Source organism: Enterobacter cloacae complex sp. HYC033_NIDB (assembly GCF_056673335.1).
Window position 1 is genome coordinate 4,699,823 of the sequence record NZ_CP115123.1, and the last position, 24,072, is coordinate 4,723,894.

Annotated in this window: 23 protein-coding genes; 9 read left to right on the top strand and 14 right to left on the bottom strand. The window is 57.3% G+C overall.

The genetic code is table 11. The features are described 5' to 3' along the window. Window positions 1–35: 35 nt before the first annotated feature. Complete coding sequence (gene actS, locus O1721_RS22490) at window positions 36–776, bottom strand: amidase activator ActS (RefSeq protein ID WP_032649419.1); 741 nt, start codon at window positions 774–776, stop codon at window positions 36–38. A 163-nt stretch (window positions 777–939) separates the two neighbouring features. Here actS and idi point away from each other — a divergent pair, with 163 nt between their 5' ends. Continuing rightward, window positions 940–1,482, top strand: coding sequence for an isopentenyl-diphosphate Delta-isomerase (idi, locus tag O1721_RS22495; protein WP_003863454.1), 543 nt, complete (start codon window positions 940–942; stop codon window positions 1,480–1,482). Between the two features lie 48 nt (window positions 1,483–1,530). Here the strand turns inward: idi and lysS are convergent, their stop codons facing one another. The 5 genes from lysS to xerD form a co-directional block, all read right to left on the bottom strand. After that, entirely contained in the window at window positions 1,531–3,048 is a 1,518-nt protein-coding gene (gene lysS / locus O1721_RS22500; RefSeq protein ID WP_003863452.1) for a lysine--tRNA ligase, read from the bottom strand. A 9-nt stretch (window positions 3,049–3,057) separates the two neighbouring features. Continuing rightward, a protein-coding gene (prfB, locus tag O1721_RS22505; protein WP_096147815.1) for a peptide chain release factor 2 occupies window positions 3,058–4,156 on the bottom strand; the annotation gives its coding sequence in 2 pieces (ribosomal slippage) (window positions 3,058–4,080 and window positions 4,082–4,156; 1,098 coding nt in all). A gap of 90 nt (window positions 4,157–4,246) precedes the next feature. Then, a complete protein-coding gene (gene recJ / locus O1721_RS22510; RefSeq protein WP_032649421.1) occupies window positions 4,247–5,980 on the bottom strand; it encodes a single-stranded-DNA-specific exonuclease RecJ in 1,734 nt (577 codons plus the stop codon). A gap of 5 nt (window positions 5,981–5,985) precedes the next feature. Continuing rightward, a complete protein-coding gene (gene dsbC / locus O1721_RS22515; RefSeq protein ID WP_015571792.1) occupies window positions 5,986–6,699 on the bottom strand; it encodes a bifunctional protein-disulfide isomerase/oxidoreductase DsbC in 714 nt (237 codons plus the stop codon). A gap of 28 nt (window positions 6,700–6,727) precedes the next feature. Beyond that, window positions 6,728–7,624, bottom strand: coding sequence for a site-specific tyrosine recombinase XerD (gene xerD / locus O1721_RS22520; RefSeq protein ID WP_003863442.1), 897 nt, complete (start codon window positions 7,622–7,624; stop codon window positions 6,728–6,730). A 101-nt stretch (window positions 7,625–7,725) separates the two neighbouring features. Between xerD and fldB the strand changes: the two genes are divergently transcribed. Continuing rightward, window positions 7,726–8,247 carry a flavodoxin FldB gene (fldB, locus tag O1721_RS22525; RefSeq protein WP_032649423.1) on the top strand — a complete coding sequence of 174 codons (522 nt, stop codon included), beginning with the start codon at window positions 7,726–7,728 and terminating at the stop codon, window positions 8,245–8,247. A 1-nt stretch (window position 8,248) separates the two neighbouring features. Here the strand turns inward: fldB and O1721_RS22530 are convergent, their stop codons facing one another. Continuing rightward, on the bottom strand, window positions 8,249–8,659 hold the full coding sequence (locus tag O1721_RS22530) for a protein YgfX (protein ID WP_017382887.1): 411 nt from the start codon (window positions 8,657–8,659) through the stop codon (window positions 8,249–8,251). Further along, complete coding sequence (gene sdhE, locus O1721_RS22535; protein WP_003863437.1) at window positions 8,640–8,906, bottom strand: FAD assembly factor SdhE; 267 nt, start codon at window positions 8,904–8,906, stop codon at window positions 8,640–8,642. The genes O1721_RS22530 and sdhE overlap by 20 nt, the downstream gene beginning before the upstream one ends. Before the next feature lie 294 nt (window positions 8,907–9,200). Between sdhE and ygfZ the strand changes: the two genes are divergently transcribed. Then, window positions 9,201–10,181: a tRNA-modifying protein YgfZ gene (gene ygfZ / locus O1721_RS22540; protein ID WP_022649306.1), complete on the top strand. Its 981-nt coding sequence runs from the start codon at window positions 9,201–9,203 to the stop codon at window positions 10,179–10,181. Between the two features lie 111 nt (window positions 10,182–10,292). Here the strand turns inward: ygfZ and trhA are convergent, their stop codons facing one another. Beyond that, complete coding sequence (gene trhA, locus O1721_RS22545; protein ID WP_003863433.1) at window positions 10,293–10,952, bottom strand: PAQR family membrane homeostasis protein TrhA; 660 nt, start codon at window positions 10,950–10,952, stop codon at window positions 10,293–10,295. A gap of 265 nt (window positions 10,953–11,217) precedes the next feature. Here trhA and O1721_RS22550 point away from each other — a divergent pair, with 265 nt between their 5' ends. The 6 genes from O1721_RS22550 (at window position 11,218) to O1721_RS22575 (ending at window position 17,135) form a co-directional block, all read left to right on the top strand. Then, window positions 11,218–11,949, top strand: a complete 732-nt coding sequence (locus O1721_RS22550) for a MurR/RpiR family transcriptional regulator (RefSeq protein ID WP_032649427.1) — start codon at window positions 11,218–11,220, stop codon at window positions 11,947–11,949. A 116-nt stretch (window positions 11,950–12,065) separates the two neighbouring features. Then, complete coding sequence (gene bglA, locus O1721_RS22555; RefSeq protein WP_017382891.1) at window positions 12,066–13,499, top strand: 6-phospho-beta-glucosidase BglA; 1,434 nt, start codon at window positions 12,066–12,068, stop codon at window positions 13,497–13,499. Between the two features lie 124 nt (window positions 13,500–13,623). Then, the gene (locus tag O1721_RS22560) at window positions 13,624–13,983 is read left to right on the top strand and encodes a hypothetical protein (protein ID WP_032649430.1); all 360 of its coding nucleotides are present in this window, start codon (window positions 13,624–13,626) and stop codon (window positions 13,981–13,983) included. 48 nt (window positions 13,984–14,031) lie between these two features. Continuing rightward, window positions 14,032–16,041 carry a protein-disulfide reductase DsbD family protein gene (locus O1721_RS22565; RefSeq protein WP_032649432.1) on the top strand — a complete coding sequence of 670 codons (2,010 nt, stop codon included), beginning with the start codon at window positions 14,032–14,034 and terminating at the stop codon, window positions 16,039–16,041. A 1-nt stretch (window position 16,042) separates the two neighbouring features. Then, window positions 16,043–16,645 carry a DsbA family protein gene (locus tag O1721_RS22570; RefSeq protein ID WP_032649436.1) on the top strand — a complete coding sequence of 201 codons (603 nt, stop codon included), beginning with the start codon at window positions 16,043–16,045 and terminating at the stop codon, window positions 16,643–16,645. Continuing rightward, complete coding sequence (locus O1721_RS22575; RefSeq protein WP_017382895.1) at window positions 16,635–17,135, top strand: protein disulfide oxidoreductase; 501 nt, start codon at window positions 16,635–16,637, stop codon at window positions 17,133–17,135. The genes O1721_RS22570 and O1721_RS22575 overlap by 11 nt, the downstream gene beginning before the upstream one ends. 2 nt (window positions 17,136–17,137) lie before the next feature. On the opposite strand, the gene O1721_RS22580 is transcribed toward O1721_RS22575, so the two are convergent. The 5 genes from O1721_RS22580 to ubiI all read right to left on the bottom strand — a co-directional run bounded on the left by O1721_RS22580 (window position 17,138) and on the right by ubiI (window position 24,060). Beyond that, on the bottom strand, window positions 17,138–17,881 hold the full coding sequence (locus tag O1721_RS22580; protein WP_032649439.1) for an SDR family oxidoreductase: 744 nt from the start codon (window positions 17,879–17,881) through the stop codon (window positions 17,138–17,140). 70 nt (window positions 17,882–17,951) lie between these two features. Beyond that, window positions 17,952–20,825: an aminomethyl-transferring glycine dehydrogenase gene (gcvP, locus tag O1721_RS22585; protein WP_015571799.1), complete on the bottom strand. Its 2,874-nt coding sequence runs from the start codon at window positions 20,823–20,825 to the stop codon at window positions 17,952–17,954. Window positions 20,826–20,952: 127 nt separating this feature from the next. After that, entirely contained in the window at window positions 20,953–21,342 is a 390-nt protein-coding gene (gene gcvH / locus O1721_RS22590; protein ID WP_006811885.1) for a glycine cleavage system protein GcvH, read from the bottom strand. Between the two features lie 23 nt (window positions 21,343–21,365). Then, entirely contained in the window at window positions 21,366–22,460 is a 1,095-nt protein-coding gene (gcvT, locus tag O1721_RS22595; RefSeq protein WP_003860107.1) for a glycine cleavage system aminomethyltransferase GcvT, read from the bottom strand. A 397-nt stretch (window positions 22,461–22,857) separates the two neighbouring features. Next, window positions 22,858–24,060 (bottom strand): FAD-dependent 2-octaprenylphenol hydroxylase, encoded by a 1,203-nt coding sequence (gene ubiI / locus O1721_RS22600; RefSeq protein ID WP_023295388.1) that lies wholly within the window; start codon window positions 24,058–24,060, stop codon window positions 22,858–22,860. Window positions 24,061–24,072 lie beyond the last annotated feature (12 nt).

Here is a 24,072-nt window from a genome sequence, read left to right on the forward strand (position 1 = left end):
GCCTTTACTCCACTAAGTGGCGATTAAATAATCACTTAGCACTTCGGCTTACTGCCCTGCGCCGGAAGATAACGCTGCGGATCGATGGCCGTGGCCTTATAGCGGATCTGGAAGTGCAGCTTAACCGTATCCGTCCCGGTACTGCCCATGGTCGCAATCTTCTGCCCCGCCTTCACGTTCTGCCCGTTATTGACCAACATCGTGTCGTTATGCGCATACGCCGTAATGTAGTCCTCACCATGCTTAATCATGATCAGGTTACCGTATCCACGAAGCTGGTTACCGACATAGACCACCTTCCCGGCCCCTGAAGCGTAAACCGGTGTGCCGCGTGCGGCAGCGATATCAATACCTTTATTGCCACCTTCCGAGAGCGAGTACGGCGCTACCACTTTTCCGCTTGCAGGCCAGATCCAGCAGCGCTGACCGACCGGCGGCCAGGATGATTTAGGCACCTGATAGGATGGCGTGACTTTGGCTGTTTTACGCGTTGAGGACTTTTTCCCTGAGGAGGAACCGCCGTTAACCTTGAGCTTCTGCCCTACCTCAATAGTATACGGTGGAGACATATTATTCAGGCGCGCCAGCTCCTTCACGCTGGTTCCCGTGGCGCGTGAGATGCGGTAGAGCGTGTCCCCGCGCTTAACGGTATAGACTGCACCGGAATAACTGCCCATATCCGAAGATTTACTCCCCGAGCATCCTGCTACAAGTAGCGTCAGCGTCAGGCAGAAAACGGCAATGATCGGGTTTCTCGTCAGGCTTCCTGCAAACAAAACAGCTCCTCGGTCAGCGTGAATGGCGCACTATGATAGCAGCCCAAACTGATGCGGGTCATGCCCTTTTCCGCTCTGTGGGCCAAACCGTTCGCATAAGAATGCAGTATAATAATTCCGCTGATGGTGCTGAACCATTAAGCATTTTGGCACTGGAGCATCAATGAGTATTCAAGAACACGTTATTTTGGTAAATGACCAGGGAAAAGTGATTGGCACTCAGGAGAAGTACGCCGCTCACACGTCACACACCCCGCTACACCTGGCCTTCTCTTCATGGCTGTTTAACGCTAACGGAGAATGTCTGATCACCCGGCGCGCCTTAAGTAAAAAAGCCTGGCCCGGCGTATGGACCAACTCCGTTTGCGGCCATCCACAGGCCGACGAAGCGACAGAGCAGGCGATTATCCGCCGCTGCCGCTTTGAAGTCGGCGCCGAAATCACAGACATCACTCCCATTGCCCCGGAGTTCCGCTACCGTGAAGCCGACCCGTCAGGGATCGTTGAAAACGAAATCTGCCCGGTCTATGCCGCCCGCGTAACGAATACCCTCGCAATCAATGACGATGAAGTGATGGAGTATCAGTGGGTGGAGCTGGACGCGCTATTCCGCGCGCTGGACGCCACACCGTGGGCATTTAGCCCGTGGATGGTGCAGGAAGCGAACACCGCGCGTGAAAAACTCAGCGCCTTCGCGGCGCAATAAAAAAGCCCCGGCGATAAACGCACGGGGCTTTTTTTACGTCTTAACGGCTTATTTCACCGGACGCATCGCCGGGAACAGGATCACGTCGCGGATGGTGTGGCTGTTGGTGAACAGCATCACCATACGGTCGATACCAATACCCAGGCCAGCCGTCGGCGGCAGGCCGTGCTCCAGCGCGGTCACGTAGTCTTCGTCGAAGAACATCGCTTCGTCGTCGCCTGCCGCTTTCGCGTTAACCTGATCCTGGAAGCGCTGCGCCTGATCTTCTGCATCGTTCAGCTCGCTAAAGCCGTTACCGATTTCGCGGCCACCGATGAAGAATTCGAAGCGATCGGTGATTTCCGGGTTCTCGTCATTACGACGCGCCAGGGGAGACACCTCCGCCGGGTATTCGGTGATGAAGGTCGGCTGAATCAGGTGCGCTTCGGCCACTTCTTCGAAGATTTCGGTCACGATACGACCCAAGCCCCAGCTCTTCTCAACCTTGATACCGATGCTTTCAGCGATCGCTTTCGCAGAGTCGAAGTTATCCAGATCCGCCATGTTGGTTTCCGGACGGTATTTCTTGATCGCTTCGCGCATGGTCAGTTTTTCGAACGGCTTGCCGAAGTCGAACACCTCTTCACCGTAAGGCACCTGGGTGGTGCCCAGAATGTCCTGCGCCAGGGTGCGGAACAGGGATTCGGTCAGCTCGATCAGATCTTTGTAATCCGCATACGCCATATAGAGTTCCATCATGGTGAACTCTGGGTTATGACGTACGGAGATACCTTCGTTACGGAAGTTACGGTTGATCTCAAACACGCGGTCGAAACCGCCGACCACCAGACGCTTCAGGTACAGTTCCGGCGCGATACGCAGGTACATGTCCAGGTCCAGGGCGTTGTGATGGGTGATGAACGGACGGGCAGAGGCACCGCCTGGGATCACCTGCATCATCGGGGTTTCTACTTCCATAAAGTCGCGGTTAACCATGAACTGGCGAATACCGGCCATGATCTGAGAGCGAATTTTGAAGGTCTTACGGGATTCATCGTTAGAGATGAGATCCAGGTAACGCTGACGATAGCGCGCTTCCTGATCCTGCAAACCGTGGAACTTGTCCGGCAGCGGGCGCAGGGCTTTGGTCAGCAGACGCAGTTCGGTGCAGTGGATAGACAGTTCACCGGTCTTGGTTTTGAACAGTTTACCTTTAGCGCCCAGGATATCGCCCAGGTCCCACTTTTTGAACTGCTCGTTGTAGATGCCTTCCGGCAGGTCGTCACGAGAGACGTACAGCTGAATGCGGCCGCCAACGTCCTGTAAGGTCACGAAGGACGCTTTACCCATGATACGACGGGTCATCATGCGGCCCGCCACGGACACTTCAACGTTCAGCGCTTCCAGCTCTTCGTTCTCTTTACCGTCGAAGTCTGCGTGCAGTTGGTCTGAGGTGTGGTCACGACGAAAATCGTTCGGGAACGGCACGCCCTGCTCGCGCAGCGCTGCCAGCTTCTCGCGGCGGGTTTTCAGTTCGTTGTTAAGATCGACTACCGCGTCAGCGCCCTGTGCTTGTTGTTCAGACATGTTGGTTCCTCATAACCCTGCTTTCAAACTTGCTTCGATAAATTGGTCCAGGCTGCCGTCCAGCACCGCCTGCGTGTTGCGGGTTTCAACCCCGGTACGCAGGTCTTTGATGCGGGAGTCATCAAGGACGTAAGAACGGATCTGGCTGCCCCAGCCGATATCGGACTTGTTGTCTTCCATCGCCTGCTTCTCAGCATTTTTCTTCTGCATCTCCAGCTCATAAAGCTTCGCTTTCATCTGCTTCATGGCCTGGTCTTTGTTCTTATGCTGGGAACGGTCGTTCTGGCACTGTGTTACCAGCCCGGTTGGAATGTGGGTAATACGCACCGCAGATTCCGTACGGTTAACGTGCTGACCACCCGCGCCGGATGCGCGGTAAACGTCGATACGCAGGTCCGCCGGGTTGATGTCGATATCGATATCTTCATCCACTTCCGGGTAGACAAACGCGGAGCTGAAGGAGGTGTGACGACGGCCGCCGGAATCGAACGGGCTCTTACGCACCAGGCGGTGAACGCCGGTTTCAGTACGCAGCCAGCCGTAGGCGTAATCGCCAATAATCTTGATGGTAACGGATTTGATACCCGCCACTTCACCTTCGGACTCTTCGATAATCTCGGTTTTGAAACCGCGCGCTTCCGCCCAGCGCAGGTACATGCGCATCAGCATGCTCGCCCAGTCCTGCGCTTCGGTACCGCCAGAACCTGCCTGAATATCGAGATAGCAGTCAGCGCTATCGTATTCGCCGGAGAACATGCGACGGAATTCCAGCTGCGCCAGCTTCTCTTCCAGCACGTCGAGCTCTGCCACGGCTTCGTTAAAGGTTTCTTCGTCGTCGGCTTCGACAGCCAGCTCCAGCAGCCCAGAAACATCTTCCAGACCCTGCGCCATTTGATCCAGCGTATCTACGATGGCTTCGAGGGAGGAACGCTCTTTACCCAGCGCCTGAGCGCGCTCAGGTTCGTTCCAGACATCCGGCTGTTCCAGCTCGGCGTTTACTTCTTCGAGACGCTCTTTCTTGGCATCGTAGTCAAAGATACCCCCTAAGAACGTCAGAGCGCTCCGTGAGGTCCTGAATGCGGTTTTTTACCGGATTAATTTCAAACATGGTCTGTTTTCTTTTATGAGCTTGTCAAAATGCGGTGATAAGAGCGGGATTGTACCGAATCCACGCCCTTTTTTATAGAGATTACTGACGCTAAATTGGCCAGATATTGTCGATGATGATCTGAAGAGAGCGGTTACCGCGGAACTCGTTAATATCCAGCTTATAGGCCAGCTCAACCTCGCGCACGCCGTTGTCCGGCCAGATGGAGGTATCAACGTTAAAGGCGATGCCATCGAGCAGCGGTCCGCCGCCGACCGGTTCCACCATCACTTTGAGATGGCGTTCGCCCACGATGCGCTGTTGCAGCAAACGAAAACGTCCGTCGAAAAGCGGTTCCGGGAACATCTGCCCCCACGGGCCGGCATCGCGCAGCATCTGCGCCACCTCCATGGTCATTTCAGCCGGTGAAAGCTCACCGTCAGAAACCACTTCACCCTGCAACAGAGCCGGATCGATCCACTCGGTGACCAGTTCGCCAAACAGACGCTGGAATTCGTCGAACTTCGCCTCTTCCAGCGACAGGCCTGCCGCCATCGCGTGACCGCCGAACTTAATCATCAGGTTCGGATGCAGCGTATCCAGACGCTCCAGCGCATCGCGCATATGCAGACCCTGAATGGAACGACCGGAGCCTTTCAGCGTGCCGTCCCCGGCGGGGGCGAACGCGATCACCGGGCGGTGGAAACGCTCTTTAATGCGCGACGCCAGAATGCCCACCACGCCCTGGTGCCATTCGGGGTGATACATCGCCAGCCCGCCCGGCAGGGTATCGCCGCTGCGCTCCAGCTTTTCGCACAGGGTCAGCGCTTCGGCCTGCATGCCCTGCTCAATCTCTTTACGGGTCTGGTTGAGTGCGTCCAGCTCACTGGCCAGCACGCGCGCTTCGCCGATGTTGTCGCACAGCAGCAGCGCAACGCCAACCGACATATCATCCAGCCGCCCCGCCGCGTTCAGGCGCGGGCCGAGGGCAAAGCCTAAATCGCTTGCCGCAAGCTTCAGCGGATCGCGGTTGGCAATTTCCAGCAGCGCCTTAATCCCCGGACGGCATTTACCTGCCCGAATGCGGCTTAAGCCCTGCCAGGTGAGAATACGGTTATTGGTATCGAGCGGCACCACGTCCGCCACGGTTCCCAGCGCCACCAGATCGAGATACTCCGCGAGGTTCGGCACGGCAATCCCGCGCGATTCGAACCAGCCCTTATCTCGCAGCAACGTGCGTAACGCCAGCATCAGATAAAACGCCACCCCTACTCCGGCCAGCGATTTCGACGGGAAATCGCAGTCGCGCAGGTTCGGGTTAATGATGGCTTCGGCGGCAGGCAGAGTTTCGCCTGGCAGGTGGTGATCGGTGACCAGTACCGGGATCCCCAGCGCATGGGCATGATCGACCCCCGCATGAGAAGAGATCCCGTTATCCACGGTCATGATCATCTGTGCGCCACGGGCATGGGCCTGATCGACCACTTCCGGGCTGAGGCCGTAGCCGTCTTCAAACCGGTTCGGCACCAGGTAAGTCACATTATCGCAGCCCAGCGCACGCAGGCTGAGCACGCTCAGCGCGGTACTGGTTGCGCCGTCGGCATCGAAATCGCCCACCACGACAATCCGCGTGCCTTCCCGGAACGCGTCGTAGAGCATTTCAGTCGCTTTTTCGATGCCATTCAGCGCTTGCCAGGGCAGCATGCCTTTGACACTGCGCTCAAGATCGCTTGCCGTACGCACGCCACGGCTGGCGTACAGCCGCTTTAACAGCAGCGGAAGCGTGTCTGGTAAATCCGCGGTTTCACCCGCATCGCGGCGGCGCAGTTTTATCGGGGCTTTCACGCGAATTATTTACCACCCATCTGTTTCTGGTGCTCGTCGAGGAACGCTTTCATCTCTTTTGGACCCTGGTAGCCCGGTACCACGTAGCCGTTACTCAGCACAATGGCTGGCGTACCGCTCACGCCAAACTGTACGCCCAGCGCGTAGTGGTTAGCGATGTCGATATCGCAGGACGCGGGCTTCACGCCTTTGCCGTTCATCGCATCATCAAAGGCCTTGTTGCGGTCTTTCGCACACCAGATCGCTTTCATATCCTGCTCAGGCTGGCTCTGCACGCCGGCGCGTGGGAAAGCCAGGTAACGCACGGTAATGCCCAGCGCGTTGTAGTCTTTCATCTCTTCATGCAGCTTGTGGCAGTAGCCGCAGGTGATGTCGGTGAAGACAGTAATAACGTGCTTTTCCTGCGCCGCTTTGTAGACAATCATCTCTTTTTCGAGCGCGTTCAGGTTTTTCATCAGCAGCTGGTTAGTGACGTTCACCGGCTGCGCGCCGCTCACGTCGTACATAGGCCCCTGAATGATGTGTTTGCCGTCTTCGGTCACGTACAGCACGCCGCTGTTGGTCAGCACCGTTTTCATGCCAGCCACCGGCGCTGGCTGGATCTCGCTGCTGGCGACGCCGAGTTTCGTCAGAGACTGTTTAATGGCGGCATCGTCCGCATGGGCAATACCGGAAACCGAAGCTGCCAGCAGGGTGAGCAGCGCTAAAGACTTTTTCATATTTGTTCCTGTAACAATTCGTCGGCACTCACGCGCGAGGGTGGTGCTGTTGGTGTAGCTGCCGCAGGCGTTCCGTCGCGACATGGGTGTATATTTGCGTCGTTGAAAGATCGCTGTGTCCAAGCAACATCTGCACCACGCGTAAATCAGCGCCGTGGTTTAACAGATGCGTCGCGAAGGCGTGACGCAAAACGTGCGGCGACAGCTTCTCACTGTCAATACCCGCCAGTGTGGCGTAATGTTTAATGCGATGCCAGAACGTTTGTCGCGTCATCTGCTGCGCGCGCTGGCTCGGGAACAATACATCGATGGAGACGCCGTTCAGCAGCCACGGACGCCCGTGTTCCAGATACGTCTCCAGCCAGTAGACCGCCTCTTCACCCAGCGGCACCAGCCGTTCTTTGTTCCCTTTACCGATAACGCGCACCACGCCCTGACGCAGGCTGATATCGCTCATCGTCAGGCCCACCAGCTCGGAAACGCGCAAGCCCGTGGCATACAATAGTTCAAGCATGGCTTTATCGCGTAACTCCAGCGGAAGGTCAACTGCGGGCGACTGTAATAATCTCTCAACTTGTGCTTCGCTGAGATCTTTTGGCAGCCGCTGAGGCAGTTTAGGCGATGCCAGCAGTGCGCTGGGGTCATCCGCGCGGATCTTCTCGCGGTACAGGTGCTGGAAGAGGCGGCGCATGGCGCTCAGCAGACGTGCAGAGCTGGTGGCTTTGTACCCCCCTTCCATCCGCTCAGCCAGTAACCCTTGCAGGTCATCGCTTTGCGCGCTTTCAAGCGTCAGCCCACGATGTGCCAGCCACTCGACCAGCAGCGTGAGATCCCGACGATAGGCGCTGAGCGTATTTTCAGCGAGGTTTTTCTCCAGCCACAGCGCGTCGAGAAACTGTTCGATGAGTGCGAGATCCTTTTCCACATCAGCCCCTTTGGTTCTGCAATCTGGCCATTATGCCTGATTGCCATCGGTTTCTGGTACACTACGCGCAAAGTCATAGCAAGAATTGAGATAGTTACGCGATGAATATTGGTCTGTTCTATGGTTCCAGCACCTGCTACACCGAAATGGCGGCGGAGAAAATTCGTGACATCATTGGCCCGGAACTGGTGACGTTGCATAACCTGAAAGATGACGTGGTCGCCTTGATGGAGCAGTACGATGTGCTGATTCTGGGTATCCCTACCTGGGACTTTGGTGAGATTCAGGAAGACTGGGAAGCTATCTGGGATCAGCTCGATTCAGTCAATTTTGAAGGCAAAATCATTGCGATGTACGGCATGGGCGACCAGCTGGGCTACGGGGAGTGGTTCCTTGATGCACTCGGCATGCTGCACGACAAACTGGCGCCAAAGGGCGCGACCTTTATCGGCTACTGGCCTACGGAAGGCTATGAGTTCACCAGTCAAAAACCGATTATTGCCGACGGCCAGCTGTTTGTCGGGCTCGCGCTGGATGAAACCAACCAGTACGATCTTAGCGACGAGCGCCTCCAGAGCTGGTGCGAGCAGATTCTGGGTGAGATGGCCGAGCAGTTCAGCTGATTTACTCCTGCGTCGGCTGTTGCACGATCAACCGGCGCAGATCTCGCCACTCCGCGGGATCCATACTGTCTGCGGCCAGCCACAGGTGCTGGCGACGGTTATCCTCGACCCGACGCAGCCGTAGCATCATCCCGGTATTAAGCATCCACGGCGTCCCCATCATCTCCCACTCTTTTCCCTGCCAGCGCAGGCGAGAATCCATCAGCAGCTTAATTTCACCCTGACGGGCGTTGATTCGACGCTGGCTGCGCACGCTGTCAAACACCACAAACGACAGCAATAGCAACCACAGAGGGGTATAGCTAAGCGGCCACGGCACCAATAACACCAGTGCCGCCACCAGCCCGTGGAGCAGTAAGGACATCCACTGTGAGCGCCAGGAGACGCGAAGATCAGATTGCCACAGGACCACGTTCCTGATTCCGTGTTTGAATTAATTGCACCATCCGTTGCAACTCGGTGTCGGCGGGCTTGCCGTGATTCATCAGCCAGTTGAATAAATCCGGATCGTCAGACTCAAGCAGACGGACAAACAGGCGCTTATCGTCATCGCTTAAGCTGTCGTACTCATACTCGAAGAAAGGCATGATGGAGATATCAAGTTCACGCATGCCGCGACGGCACGCCCAGTGAATACGGGCCTTGTTGTTAATATCCATGTTCTGTTTCCTGCATTACGTTTGGCACAGTCGGTATCCCGTTTGGTATTCATTATTGCTCTCCGGGAACACCTGCTAGTGTAACGTGTTTTTGACCTTTTCTTTACTGGAATATTGCGAACCTCGAGCAGGCTCCCTGAATAATCCTTATAAAGACAGCGGATTACACTATTTTGCGTAGCGCCACGCATAACCGTTTAATGGCACGAATGGCCTGCTGAAAGCGCTTGCATTGAATACAGTCTCTTTTACCATTAGGTATTATCAAAGCGTTAAGCAATTCAGGACATCACTATGGCATTTACACCATTTTCTCCTCGCCAGCCCGCCGCCTCTGCGCGTCTGCCGCTGACGCTGATTACTCTTGATGACTGGGCACTGGCGACACTGACTGGTGCGGACAGTGAAAAATACCTGCAAGGCCAGGTCACGGCGGACGTGGCGCAGTTGACTGAGCACCAGCATCTGCTGGCCGCGCATTGCGATCCAAAAGGCAAAATGTGGAGCAACCTGCGTCTGTTCCGCCGTCAGGACGGATTCGCCTTTATTGAGCGCCGCAGCCTGCGTGACGCCCAGCTTAAAGAGCTGAAAAAATACGCGGTCTTTTCTAAAGTCACCATCGCCCCGGACGATGAACACGTTCTGCTGGGGGTCGCGGGTTTCCAGGCGCGTGCAGCGCTGAAAAACCTGTTTGCCGAGCTGCCGGATGCTGAAAAACAGCTGGTCAGCGAGGGAGCGACCTCCATTCTGTGGTTCGAACACCCGGCGGAGCGCTTCCTGCTGGTAACCGACGAAGCAACGGCGGAACGCGTCACTGACGCCCTGCGCGGTGAAGCACAGCTCAACAACAGCCAGCAGTGGCTGGCGCTGAACATCGAAGCGGGCCTGCCGGTGATTGACGCGGCAAACAGCGCGCAGTTTATCCCGCAGGCGACAAACATCCAGGCGCTGGGTGGTATCAGCTTTAAGAAGGGCTGCTACACCGGTCAGGAAATGGTGGCGCGTGCGAAATTCCGCGGCGCGAACAAACGCGCCCTGTGGACACTGGCTGGTCACGCCAGCCGTGTGCCGGAAGCGGGTGAAGATCTTGAGATGAAGATGGGCGAAAACTGGCGCCGTACCGGCACCGTGTTAGCCGCCGTCCAGCTCGATGATGGCCGCCTGCTGGTGCAGGTTGTCATGAATAATGATATGGAGCCCGACAGCGTGTTCCGCGTTCGGGATGATGCAAACACGCTCAGCATTGAGCCGCTGCCGTATTCTCTGGAAGATTGATGCTGTATCGCCCGGTGGCGCTGCGCTTACCGGGCCTACGGTGTTGATATTCTCCCTCTCCCTGTGGGAGAGGGTCGGGGTGAGGGCATCAGACCGCACCTTACAAAAAAACTACACCTGCCCAACATACAGATAAATTGCCAGGAAGTGGCACACGCTGCCGCCCAGCACAAAGCCGTGCCAGATGGCATGGTTGTACGGAATACGCTTGCAGACGTAGAAAATCACGCCCAGCGAGTAGACCACCCCGCCCACCGCCAGAAGCGTCACGCCCCCCACCGCCAGCTTAATAGCTAACTGATACACCACAATCAGCGACAGCCAGCCCATTGTCAGATAGGTAACCAGCGACAACACTTTAAACCGGTGCGCAATAGTCAGCTTAAACAGGATCCCCAGCAGCGCCAGGCTCCAGATCACAATCATCAGACCACGCGACAGCGGTGAGTTGAGCCCCACCAGCAAAAACGGCGTATAGGTACCCGCAATAAGAAGATAGATAGCGCAGTGGTCAAATTTCTTGAGCCATATCTTCGCCCGTTGATGCGGAATAGCGTGATACAGCGTTGAGGCCAGGAAAAGCAGGATCATACTCCCGCCATACAGACTGTAGCTGGTAATGGCCATCGCGCTGGCGTTGGTATCCACTGCCTGTACCAGCAATAACACTAAGCCGACAATCCCAAAAACCAGGCCAATGCCGTGGCTTATACTGTTGGCTACTTCCTCAGCCAGCGAATATCCCTGTGCGATTAATGGTCTGCTCACCATACTTAACTCCGGAAAACAAAAGATGATTATTCATCGCCAGTCTATGCTAACTGAGAATGATTCCAGTGAACACCTGTTAGCTAAAATAAATCCACATTCAAGATTTATCCTTATAAATCAGCATAATGTAAAAACAATCCACCGCACAGGTGTAAATGATTTCATTAACATCTAAGTAATCAAGGAGATAAATCCGTCTCCCGCCCTTCGTCATCATGGTATGCTTCAGGAATAGTGTCCGACAGCGAGTTTAGCCATTGTGAGTATGTTCAGCCATTCCGCCATTGCCAGCCTCAACAATCTGGAAATGATGGTCTACAACTATGTCATTAAGAACCGCGATAAAGTGATGTACATGACCATCCGCGAGCTGGCGGATGCGGCGGGCGTTTCCACTACCACTATCCTGCGCTTCTGCCGCAAGCTCAACTGCGATGGTTACTCGGAATTTCGGGTGCGCTTTAAACTCTATCTGGAGCAGAACGAGCCGCAGCAGGCGAATTTTGGTGCCAGTGAAATTATCAGCTTCTTTAAAAGCGTAAATAACGAAGAGTTTGATGCGCTATTAGATAACGCCGTCGAAATTATTTTATCATCTGAACGAATTATTTTTGTCGGTGCGGGCACCTCCGGATCGCTGGCAAAATATGGCGCACGTTTCTTTTCAAATATCGGGAAATTCAGTAACCATATCGACGATCCTTATTTCCCGGTCACTAACGACATGGCTAAAAATGCGCTGGCCATTGTACTCTCCGTCTCCGGCGAGACCGAGGAGATCCTGCGCTTCGCCAGCCAGTTCAGCCTGCACCACTGCAAGGTGCTCTCAGTCACCAGCCACGAACATTCACGTCTCGCAAAGCTGGCGGACTTTAACCTCTCCTGGCACGTACCGCAAACGCGCATTGGCGGCGTTTACGATATCACCACGCAAATTCCCGTCATCTATATTCTGGAATCATTAGGCCGGAAACTGGCGAAGAAATTAACAGAATAAAACATCCTGTTTTTTTGATGTGACAAATTACAATTTCCGCAAAATGTTATATCGTGACATTTAATTCCGCTTTGCTAGACTCGAAATCAATAAGTCCTGAATTGAGAATAGCAAAGATGAAAAAACTCACCTTACCGAAAGATTTTTTATGGGGCGGCGCGGTAGCGGCGCACCAGGTTGAAGGCGGCTGGAACAAAGGCGGCAAAGGGCCAAGCATCTGCGACGTGCTCACCGGCGGCGCACACGGCGTTCCGCGAGAAATCACGCAGGAAGTGATTGAAGGCAAATATTACCCGAACCACGAAGCCGTCGACTTCTACGGCCATTACAAAGAAGACATCAGGCTGTTTGCCGAGATGGGCTTCAAATGTTTCCGTACCTCCATCGCCTGGACGCGCATCTTCCCGAAAGGCGACGAAACTCAGCCAAACGAAGAGGGGCTGAAGTTTTACGACGACATGTTCGATGAACTGCTGAAGTACAACATCGAGCCGGTGATCACCCTCTCCCACTTTGAAATGCCGCTGCACCTCGTTCAGGAATATGGCGGATGGACCAACCGTAAAGTGGTCGATTTCTTTGTGCGCTTCTCGGAAGTGGTATTTGAGCGCTACAAAAATAAGGTCAAATACTGGATGACCTTCAACGAAATCAACAACCAGCGCAACTGGCGTGCGCCGCTGTTCGGCTACTGCTGCTCTGGTGTGGTCTATACCGAGCACGACAACCCGGAAGAGACCATGTACCAGGTGCTGCACCACCAGTTCGTGGCCAGCGCGCTGGCGGTGAAAGCCGCACGCCGCATTAACCCGGAAATGAAAGTCGGCTGCATGCTGGCGATGGTGGCGCTCTATCCGTACTCCTGCAAGCCAGAAGATGTCATGTTCGCTCAGGAATCCATGCGCGAGCGCTACGTCTTTACCGACGTACAGCTGCGCGGCTATTACCCGTCTTACGTGCTGAACGAGTGGGAGCGCCGTGGCTTCTCCATCAAAATGGAAGCTGGCGACGAGCAGATCCTGCGTGAAGGCACCTGCGATTACTTAGGTTTCAGCTACTACATGACCAACGCGGTCAAAGCGGAAGGCGGTACCGGTGACGCCATTTCCGGCTTCGAGGGCAGCGTGCCGAACCCACACGTCAAGGCGTCCGACTGGGGCTGGCAGATTGATCCGGTAGGCCTGCGCTATTCGCTGTGTGAACTGTACGAACGTTATCAGAAGCCGCTGTTTATCGTGGAAAATGGTTTCGGCGCCTACGACACCGTGGAAGAGGACGGCAGCATCAACGATGACTATCGCATCGACTACCTGCGCGCCCACGTGGAAGAGATGATGAAGGCGGTGACCTGGGATGGCGTGGATCTGATGGGCTACACGCCGTGGGGCTGCATCGACTGCGTCTCCTTCACCACCGGCCAGTACAGTAAGCGCTACGGCTTTATCTACGTCAACAAGCACGACGACGGTACCGGTGACATGTCCCGCTCCCGTAAGAAGAGCTTTGAGTGGTATAAAACCGTCATTGCCAGCAACGGCGAAACGCTGTAATGGCTCGCCCTCTCTGCAAGCGGAGAGGGCAAACCGCTTATCTTCCAGACACTTCTTTACAGCTTTTGCGTTGCCAAAATATGTTCGCCCGATAATATAGGCGTCCTGAATATTTGAGGCGAACATGATCAAGCGACAACGCAACGCTATCCTGCTTGTAGCCCTGGCCTGCCTGGTGGTGCTGATATGCACCGCCCAGCGGATGGCCGGGATGCACGCGCTTGTCATGAACGTCACCGCCACGAGTCAGTCTGTCCAGCAGGGGCAGGAGAGTACCGACGCACCGGTAACCCCGTGTGAGCTTAGCGCCAAGTCGCTGATGTCGGTCCCGCCTGTTTTATTTGAAGGCGCCCTGATTGCCGTCACCCTGCTGCTGGCGTTGCTGGCAGCCAGTCCACCGCGCCGCGAACGGCAGTGGCCTCCCCGCGTTATCTCCTCGCCCCGGTTAAGGGTGCATCTGCGATTATGCGTCTTCCGTGAATGAGCCTTCGCCTGTTACTTCAGGTTAATTCATCATTTACGGAGAAAATTTATGTTTACTGTATTCAGGCGACTGCTGGTCTGCCTGCTTTGGCTATGGCTGCCCCTCAGCCAGGCTGCCGACAGCGGCTGGCTGCGCGCCGCCGATAATCAGCACGCCAGCGTCAGGCTGCGTGCGCAACCCGAAAGCACTGGCGAAACCCGCCTGCTGCTGGACGTCGCCCTGCAAAAAGGCTGGAAAACCTACTGGCGCTCGCCGGGCGAAGGCGGCGTCGCACCCGCGATTAAATGGCATCAGCCCGTCGAGGCGATCTGGCGCTGGCCTGTGCCGCAGCGTTTCGACGTCGCGGGCATCACCACGCAGGGCTACCACGGCGATGTCAGCTTTCCCATCACTCTGCGGGGCGACGTCCCGAAGATCCTGAGCGGCGTACTGACGCTCTCCACCTGTAGCAACGTCTGTATTCTTACCGACTACCCGTTTTCGCTGAACATGACCGCATCCGCAGGTGCCGGTTTTGATTACGATTTCAGTCGGGCCATGGGCACCCTTCCGCTCAGCGGCGGGTTGACCTCAACACTTAACGCCACCTATGCCCCCGGCAAGCTGACCGTAACGGCGCAGCGTGACGCAGGCTGGCAGGCGCCGTCCCTGTTTATCGACGGTATGGATGATGTTGATTTCGGCAAACCGGCCCTCACCGTGCGCGGTGACTCGCTGGTCGCCACCGTGCCCGTGACGGACAGCTGGGGCGAGGCCGCGCCCAGCCTCAGCGGGAAAACGCTGTCGCTGGTGCTCGCCGACAGCGGCCAGGCGCAGGAGTCCCGCGTGGAGATCCAGCCGGGCAGCGCCGCCCCCGCGTTCTCGCTAGGCTGGGTGCTGCTGATGGCGCTGGCTGGCGGCCTGATCCTCAACGTTATGCCCTGCGTGCTGCCGGTGCTGGCCATGAAGCTGGGCACGCTGATGCAAACCGAACGGCAGGCGCGCGGTCAGGTGCGCAGGCAGTTTCTTGCTTCAGTGTCCGGGATCGTGATGTCGTTCCTCGCGCTGGCGCTGATGATGACGGTTTTACGCTTAGGCAATCAGGCGCTTGGCTGGGGGATCCAGTTCCAGAATCCGTGGTTTATTGGCGCGATGGCGCTGGTGATGGTGCTTTTCAGCGCCAGCCTGCTGGGGTTGTTTGAAATCCGTCTCCCTTCCGGCGCCAGCACCTTCCTCGCCACGCGCGGCGGCAACGGGCTTGCGGGTCATTTCTGGCAAGGCGCGTTTGCCACGCTGCTGGCGACACCCTGCACCGCGCCGTTCCTGGGTACGGCGGTCTCGGTCGCGCTGGCGGCGCCGCTTCCCCTGCTGTGGGGGATCTTCCTGGCGATGGGTATCGGCATGAGCCTGCCGTGGCTGCTGGTGGCGGCCTGGCCGGGGCTGGCCCAGCGGTTGCCGCGTCCGGGACGCTGGATGAACGTCGTACGCGTAGCGCTGGGGATGATGATGCTCGGCTCATCGCTGTGGCTGCTGAGCCTGCTGACGGTGCACATTGGCAGCCTGCCCGTCATCACGCTGGGCGTGCTCCTGATCCTTACGCTGCTGCTGGTCACCGCCTGGCGCTACCGCTGGCAAACGGCACTGCGCGCCGGGGTATTAGCTGTAGTGGTGGCCGGGGCGGTCGCGTTTGTATCCGGTTCCGGCGGCGAGGGTTCCCGCCGCGATCGTATTCACTGGCAGCCGCTCAGCGAGCAGGCCATTGCCCGCGCGCTGGCGGAGAACAAACGGGTGTTCGTCGACGTGACCGCCGACTGGTGCGTGACCTGTAAAGCCAATAAATACAACGTGCTGCTGCGCGACGACGTGCAGGATGCGCTCTCCGCCCCGGACGTTGTCGCCCTGCGCGGCGACTGGAGCCGCCCCTCAGATACCATCAGCCAGTTCTTAACCACGCGCGGCAGCGCCGCCGTGCCGTTTAACCAGATCTACGGACCGGGATTACCGCAGGGCCACGTGCTGCCTGCGTTGTTAAGCCGCGAAGCGGTGCTGAGCAACCTGTCCGATGCAAAAGGAAAATAACATGAGAGCCTTCGTTGCCTTACTTCTGCTGTCGTTATCAACGTTCGGTTTCGCCGCACCTTCTGATGACGCTTCCAGCGACCAGCTGGCAAAACTGCTGTTTAACGACCCCAACAGCCCGCGAACCGGCGCGACATCGCCGAAGCTGACCATCGTCTCCTTCACTGACTACAACTGCCCGTATTGCAAGCAGTTCGACCCAATGCTTGAGAAAATCGTGCAGGAAAATCCCGACGTGCAGCTCATCGTCAAACTGCTGCCGTTCAAGGGACAAAGCTCGATAAATGCCGCGAAAGCGGCACTCTCAACGTGGCAGCAGGCGCCGGATAAATTCTGGGCGCTGCACCAGCGGCTGATGATGAAAAAGGGCTATCACGATGACGCCAGCATCGCCGCCGCGAAGGCAAAGACCGGAACGGACAGCATTAAAACGGATGATAAAACCATGGACAGCCTAAAGATGAACCTCATCCTGGCGCAGGTGCTGAATATTCAGGGTACCCCGGCGACCATTATCGGCGACCAGATGGTGGCGGGCGCAATTCCGTATGACGACCTGGAGGGGCTGGTCAAAGAACAGCTGGCAAACGCCCGTGGCAAGTAAGCTTCCGCGCCTGCTGCGCGAGCTGGGCGTGTGGCTGCTGATTGGCGTTGCCGTGAGCCTGGCGGTGGACTATTTCCGCCAGCCCGCGCTGCCGCAGAATTTCTCCGCGACGGCACTGCACACCCTCGACGGTCAGCCCGTCGATCTTATCGCCATGAGTAAGGAGCGACCGCTGCTGGTCTACGTCTGGGCGACATGGTGCGGCGTCTGCCGCTACACCACGCCGTCGGTGGCGGCGCTTGCCGCGGACGGGGGTAACGTGATGTCGGTTGCGCTGCGCTCGGGCGATAACGCGACGCTCGAAACCTGGATGAGGAAGAAGAAGGCGACGATGCCCACGGTCAACGACGCCAGCGGAGAACTGGCGCGTGAGTGGGACGTTAAGGTTACGCCAACGCTAGTGGTGATCTCTCACGGTGAAGTGAAGTCGATCACCACCGGCTGGACCAGCGGCTGGGGAATGCGCCTGCGGCTGTGGCTGGCGTCGTAGCGTTACTTCCCGCCAGCCAGCTCCAGGAAGCTACCGGTGACATAGGAGGCTTTGTCGCTCAGCAGCCAGACAATGGCCTGGGCGACCTCCTCCGGCTGACCGCCACGCTGCATCGGTAACATCGACTTCACCCGATCCACACGCCCCGGCTCGCCGCCGGAGGCGTGAATATCGGTATAAATCAGGCCTGGCCGCACGCCGTTAACGCGAATGCCCTGCGCCGCCACCTCCAGCGCGAGGCCGGTAGTCAGGGAATCCACCGCCCCTTTTGAGGCGGCATAATCCACATATTCCCCCGGCGCGCCCAGCCGGGAGGCCGCCGAGGAGACATTGACAATCGCGCCGCCCTTGCCGCCGTGTTTATGCGACATGCGCTTAACCGCTTCACGGCAGCAGAGAAAATAGCCGGTGACGTTGGTAGCCAGCACGCGGTTAATACGTTCAGCGGAGAGGTTTTCGATGATGGATTGTTCAAACAAAATTCCGGCGTTGTTCACCAGCGCGGCGAGCGGCTCACCTTCGCGATCGATGCTGTCGAACATCGCCATCACCTGCGCTTCATCGCTGATGTCCGCGCGTACGGCAAAGGCTTTACCGCCCGCGTCCACGATCTGATTAATGACGTCCGTCGCGGCTTTGATGTTGTGATGAAAATTCACCACAACGGTGTAGCCTTCGCTTGCCAGCTGTAGCGCGGTGGCTTTACCAATACCCCGGCTGGCGCCGGTGACCAGTGCAATTGCCATTCTTTTCTCCCAATAAAAAAGCCGGGTAGCGGCTTCGCCTTACCCGGCCTACGTTACTACAGGAACAACGTTACTGATATTCGCTCATCGGTACGCAGGAGCAGAACAGGTTACGGTCGCCGTAAACATCATCAAGACGTTTCACGGTTGGCCAGTATTTGTTTGCCACACCTGCCGGGAAGACAGCCAGCTCGCGGGTATAACCGTGGTTCCACTCTGCCACCAGTTCGTTCTGTGTATGCGGCGCGTTCACCAGCGGGTTATCTTCCAGCGTCCACTCCGCGCCTTTCACGCGGTCGATTTCGCTGCGGATCGCCAGCATGGCGTCGATAAAGCGATCCAGCTCCACCTTGCTTTCAGATTCGGTCGGCTCAACCATCAGCGTACCCGCTACCGGGAACGACATGGTTGGCGCGTGGAAGCCGTAGTCGATCAGACGCTTGGCAATATCCAGCTCGCTGATGCCCGTCTCTTCTTTCAGAGGACGAATATCGAGGATGCATTCGTGCGCCACGCGACCGTCGCGGCCGGTATAGAGCACCGGATAGGCGTCCTTCAGACGCGTTGCGATGTAGTTGGCGTTGAGGATCGCCACCTGGCTGGCCTGCTTCAGCCCTTCCGCGCCCATCATGCGGATGTACATCCAGCTGATTGGCAGGATAGAGGCGCTGCCGAACGGTGCCGCGGAGACCGCGCCCTGACGGGTCAGCATGCCTTCGATCTGCACCACGCTGTGGCCTGGGACAAACGGCGCCAGGTGCGCCTTCACGCCGATAGGACCCATCCCCGGGCCGCCACCGCCGTGCGGAATGCAGAACGTTTTATGCAGGTTCAGGTGCGACACATCCGCGCCAATAAAGCCCGGAGAGGTGATGCCCACCTGGGCGTTCATGTTTGCGCCGTCGAGGTAAACCTGGCCACCGAACTGATGCACCACATCACACACTTCACGGATAGTTTCTTCGTACACGCCGTGGGTGGATGGGTAGGTCACCATGATGCAGGAGAGTTTGTCGCCCGCCTGCTCGGCTTTGGCGCGCAGGTCGGCCAGATCGATGTTGCCGTTTTTGTCGCACGCCACAACCACCACTTCCATTCCTGCCATCTGGGCAGAAGCCGGGTTGGTACCGTGGGCAGAGCTTGGGATCAGGCAGATATCACGGTGGCCTTCGTTGCGGCTTTCGTGATAGTGACGGATCGCCAGCAGACCAGCGTATTCACCCTGCGCACCGGAGTTCGGCTGCATGCAGAGCGCGTCGTACCCGGTCAGCTTCACCAGCCAGTCGGAGAGCTGGTTGATCATCATGTGATACCCTTCCGCCTGCTCAGCCGGGCAGAACGGGTGCAGCTCAGAGAATTCAGGCCAGGTAATTGGGATCATCTCAGCCGCGGCGTTCAGCTTCATGGTGCAGGAGCCCAGCGGGATCATCGCCTGGTTTAGCGCCAGATCTTTACGTTCCAGAGAGTGCATGTAACGCATCATCTCGGTTTCGCTGTGATAGCGGTTGAACACCGGGTGAGTCAGGATCGCGTCGTCGCGCAGCATGCTTTCCTGAATGGAGCGGCTGTCGAGCGCAACCTCTTTGTCGAGCGTATCAACGTCCAGACCGTGTGCGTCACCCAGCAATACGTTGAACAGGGTCAGGATATCGTCACGGGTGGTGCTTTCGTCCAGCGTAATGCCGACCGCATTGTGAATGTCGCTGCGCAGGTTGATTTGCGCTGCCTCGGCGCGCGCCAGCACGGCCGCTTTGTCTGCCACCTCGACGCACAGGGTATCGAAATAGTGTTCATGACGCAGTCTGAGACCTTTCTGTTGCAGACCGCAGGCCAGGATATCGGCCAGACGGTGGATGCGGCTGGCAATACGTTTCAGGCCAGCCGGACCGTGGAACACCGCGTACAGGCTGGCAATGTTAGCCAGCAGCACCTGCGAGGTACAGATGTTGGAGTTCGCTTTCTCGCGGCGGATATGCTGCTCGCGGGTCTGCATCGCCATGCGCAGCGCGGTGTTACCGGCGGCATCTTTCGATACGCCGATAATACGGCCTGGCATGGAACGTTTAAATTCATCTTTCGCGCCAAAGAACGCCGCGTGCGGGCCGCCGTAGCCCATCGGCACGCCGAAACGCTGAGCTGAGCCGAAGACAATATCCGCGCCCTGTTTGCCTGGCGCCGTCAGCAGCACCAGCGCCATAAAATCAGCGGCGACGCTAACAATAACCTTACGGGATTTCAGCTCGGCGATCAGTGCGCCGTAGTCGTGCACTTCCCCGGTGGTGCCCACCTGCTGCAACAGCACGCCGAAGACGTCCTGGTGATCCAGCACTTTTTCAGCGTCGTCGACAATCACCTCAAAGCCGAAGGTTTCCGCACGGGTGCGCACCACATCCAGCGTCTGGGGATGCACGTCCGCCGCGACGAAGAAGCGGTTGGCGTTTTTCAGCTTGCTCACGCGCTTCGCCATCGCCATCGCTTCGGCGGCGGCGGTGGCTTCATCCAGCAGCGAGGCAGAGGCGATATCCATACCGGTCAGATCCAGCGTCACCTGCTGGAAGTTCAGCAGCGCTTCCAGACGGCCCTGGGAGACTTCTGGCTGATACGGGGTGTAAGCGGTGTACCAGCCCGGGTTTTCCAGCATATTGCGCAGGATCACCGGCGGTAACTGCACGTTGGTGTAGCCCATGCCAATGTAAGACTTATAGCGCTTGTTAAGGCCGGCGATGGCCTTCAGCTCCGCCAGCGCGGCGAACTCCGTCGTGGACTCGCCTACCTGCGGCGGCGTAGCAAGCTGGATGTCTTTTGGCACGATCTGGCCGATCAGTGCGTTTAATGAATCCGCGCCAACTGTCTTCAGCATCTCCTGCTGTTGCTGAGCATCCGGCCCAATGTGACGTTCAATGAAAGCGCCACGGTTTTCAAGCTGGCTTAAAGTCTGTGTCATGAGCGATGGTTCCTGAAACGTGCAGTGAATCGTAGTTATCTGTAACGCTGTTGCCCGGTGGCGCTAACGCTTACCGGGCCTACGTTGACCTGTAGGCCGGATAAGCGCAGCGCCATCCGGCACAACGTTATTCGTCTTCCAGTAGTGCTTCGTACGCGGTCGCATCCAGCAGCGCGGCAACCTGCGCTTCGTCGCTGGCTTTGATCTTGAAGATCCAGCCGCCTTCATACGGTTCGCTGTTGACCAGCTCCGGGGAGTCGCTCAGCGCGTCGTTCACGGCAACAATTTCACCGCTCACCGGGGCGTAGATGTCAGAGGCCGCTTTAACGGATTCCGCCACCGCACAGTCGTCGCCTGCGCTCACGGTTGCGCCCACTTCCGGCAGATCAACAAACACCATGTCGCCCAGCAGCTCCTGCGCGTGCTCGGTGATCCCAACGGTGTAAGTGCCGTCCGCCTCTTTGCGCAGCCACTCGTGTTCTTTGCTGTATTTCAGTTCTGCTGGCACATTGCTCATTGAAGTTCTCCTGATAAAAATAGTTAGGCGACCGGCTTACCGGCGCGAACAAAAATCGGTTTGGTCACGTTGACCGGCATTTCGCGGTTGCGGATCTGCACCACCGCCGTTTCGCCAATCCCCGCCGGCACGCGTGCCAGGGCAATACTGTAGCCGAGCGTCGGGGAGAACGTTCCGCTGGTGATCACGCCTTCGCGATGATTGCCATCGGCATCGGTGAAGCGTACAGGCAGCTCGCCGCGCAGAACGCCTTTTTCTTTCATCACCAGGCCTACCAGCTGTTCAGTGCCCTTCTCGCGCTGCATCTCCAGCGCTTCACGGCCAATAAAATCACGGTCAGCCGGTTCCCACGCGATGGTCCAGCCCATGTTGGCCGCCAGCGGAGAGACGCCTTCGTCCATCTCCTGACCGTAGAGGTTCATCCCCGCTTCCAGACGCAGCGTATCGCGCGCGCCCAGGCCCGCAGGCTTCACGCCCGCCTCCACCAGCGCACGCCAGAAATCAGCGGCCTTCTCGTTTGGCATCGCAATTTCATAGCCCGCTTCACCGGTGTAGCCGGTGGTGGCGATAAACAGATCCCCCGCCTGCACGCCGAAGAATGGCTTCATGCCTTCGGTGGCTTTGCGCTGCTCGTCGCTGAAAAGAGAGGCGGCTTTCGCCTGGGCGTTTGGCCCCTGCACGGCAATCAGCGACAGATCGTCACGGACGGTGATGTCTATGGCGTAAGGTTCAGCGTGTTGGGAAATCCAGGAAAGGTCTTTTTCGCGGGTGGCGGAGTTTACAACGAGGCGGAAGAAATCTTCGGTGAAGTAGTAGACGATGAGGTCGTCAATCACGCCGCCCGAGGCATTCAGCATGCCGGTATAGAGCGCTTTGCCCGGCGTCTTCAGTTTGGCGACGTCATTTGCCAGCAGATAACGCAAAAACTCCCGGGTGCGGCTACCGCGCAGGTCGACAATCGTCATATGAGACACGTCGAACATACCGGCATCGGTGCGCACCGCGTGGTGCTCATCAATCTGCGAGCCGTAGTGCAGCGGCATCATCCAGCCGTGGAAGTCCACCATGCGGGCGCCGCACAACACGTGCTGTTCGTACAAAGGAGTCTGTTGAGCCATCTTTTCCTCGTTGAAAAATTCACCGTGAAACCCGGTGTCGGCCTCGCGATCGGGGGCCGACGCAAACGTTCTCTTTTACCTGAACTTACCACCGAAACCGGCGGTTAACCATAAGGTAAAACGGGTCATCACATTAGCTTATGACCAAAAATCGCTGAAAAGCCTACAGAGTTATTCACTGGGAAAATGCGATTAAACCCGCATAAAATTAACAATGATCTAACAGGATTTAGCAGATGGTGATATTTCGTGCGGAAAAACGGGCCGATTTTCCGTAACATAAAAATAGTAAGATTAGATTTTCTAATGCGAAAAATGACGTGAAATTAGATTATTTCAAACGAGGAAATTTCCCCGGCGCGGAGGCCGGGAAAATAAAGTGTGACGGGGATCGAGATTAACGTAACCAGTCGGGAAGATCGTTGAGGCCCATTGCCTGACGAAGAAGCTGCGGTTTTACGCCGGGAAGGGTGTCGGCCAGCTTGAGGCCAATATCGCGCAGCAGTTTTTTCGCCGGATTCGCTCCGGCAAACAGCTCGCGGAAGCCCTGCATACCCGCCAGCATCATCGCCGCACTGTGTTTGCGGCTGCGCTCGTAGCGACGCAGATACAGATGCTGACCAATATCCTTGCCTTCCCGATGCAGACGACGCAGCTCTTCAACCAGCTCAGCCGCGTCCATAAAGCCAAGGTTCACCCCCTGCCCGGCCAGCGGATGAATGGTATGCGCCGCATCCCCCACCAGCGCCAGACGGTGCGCGGCAAACTGACGCGCGTAGCGACCGGTTAACGGAAACGTCTGGCGTTCGCTTTCAAGCATGCACAGGCCCAGACGGTTATCAAACGCCACGCATAGCGCCTGACTGAAGGCATCCGGCGTCGCCTCCTGCATCTGCTGCGCTTTCTCCGGCTCTAAGGACCAGACGATGGAGCAGAGATGCGGATCGGCAAGCGGCAGGAAGGCCAGAATGCCGTCATTATGGAAAATCTGGCGCGCCACGCCGCCGTGCGGCTCTTCGGTGCGGATTGTGGCCACCAACGCGTGATGGCGGTAATCCCAGAAGGTCAGCGGAATATCCGCTTTGTTACGCAGCCAGGAATTGGCGCCGTCGGCACCCACCACCAGACGCGCGGTCAGCATGTCGCCACTTTCAAGAGTGATAAACGCGTCGTTTTCGCCCCACGCCACCTGCTGGAGTTTCGCCGGTGCGATCAGCGTGACGTCGCTGCACTGCTGTGCTTTCTGCCACAGCGCGTGGTGGATCACCGCGTTTTCAACGATGTGTCCAAGGTGGCTGTAGCCCATGCTTTCATCGTCAAACGCGATATGGCCGAAGCTGTCTTTGTCCCACACTTCCATGCCATGGTAACAGCTGGCACGCAGCGCCACGATTTCAGACCAGACGCCAAGGTGCGTCAGTAGCTTTTCGCTGGCGGCATTGATCGCCGAGACGCGCAGCTCCGGCGGTGCATCCTGCGCCACAGGCTGCGGCGCTTTTTGCTCAAGCACGGCCACGCGCAGGCCGCTGCCCTGTAAACCACAGGCCAGCGCCAGTCCTACCATTCCGCCGCCCACAATGGCGACATCAACATTTTGCACGGTCAATACTCC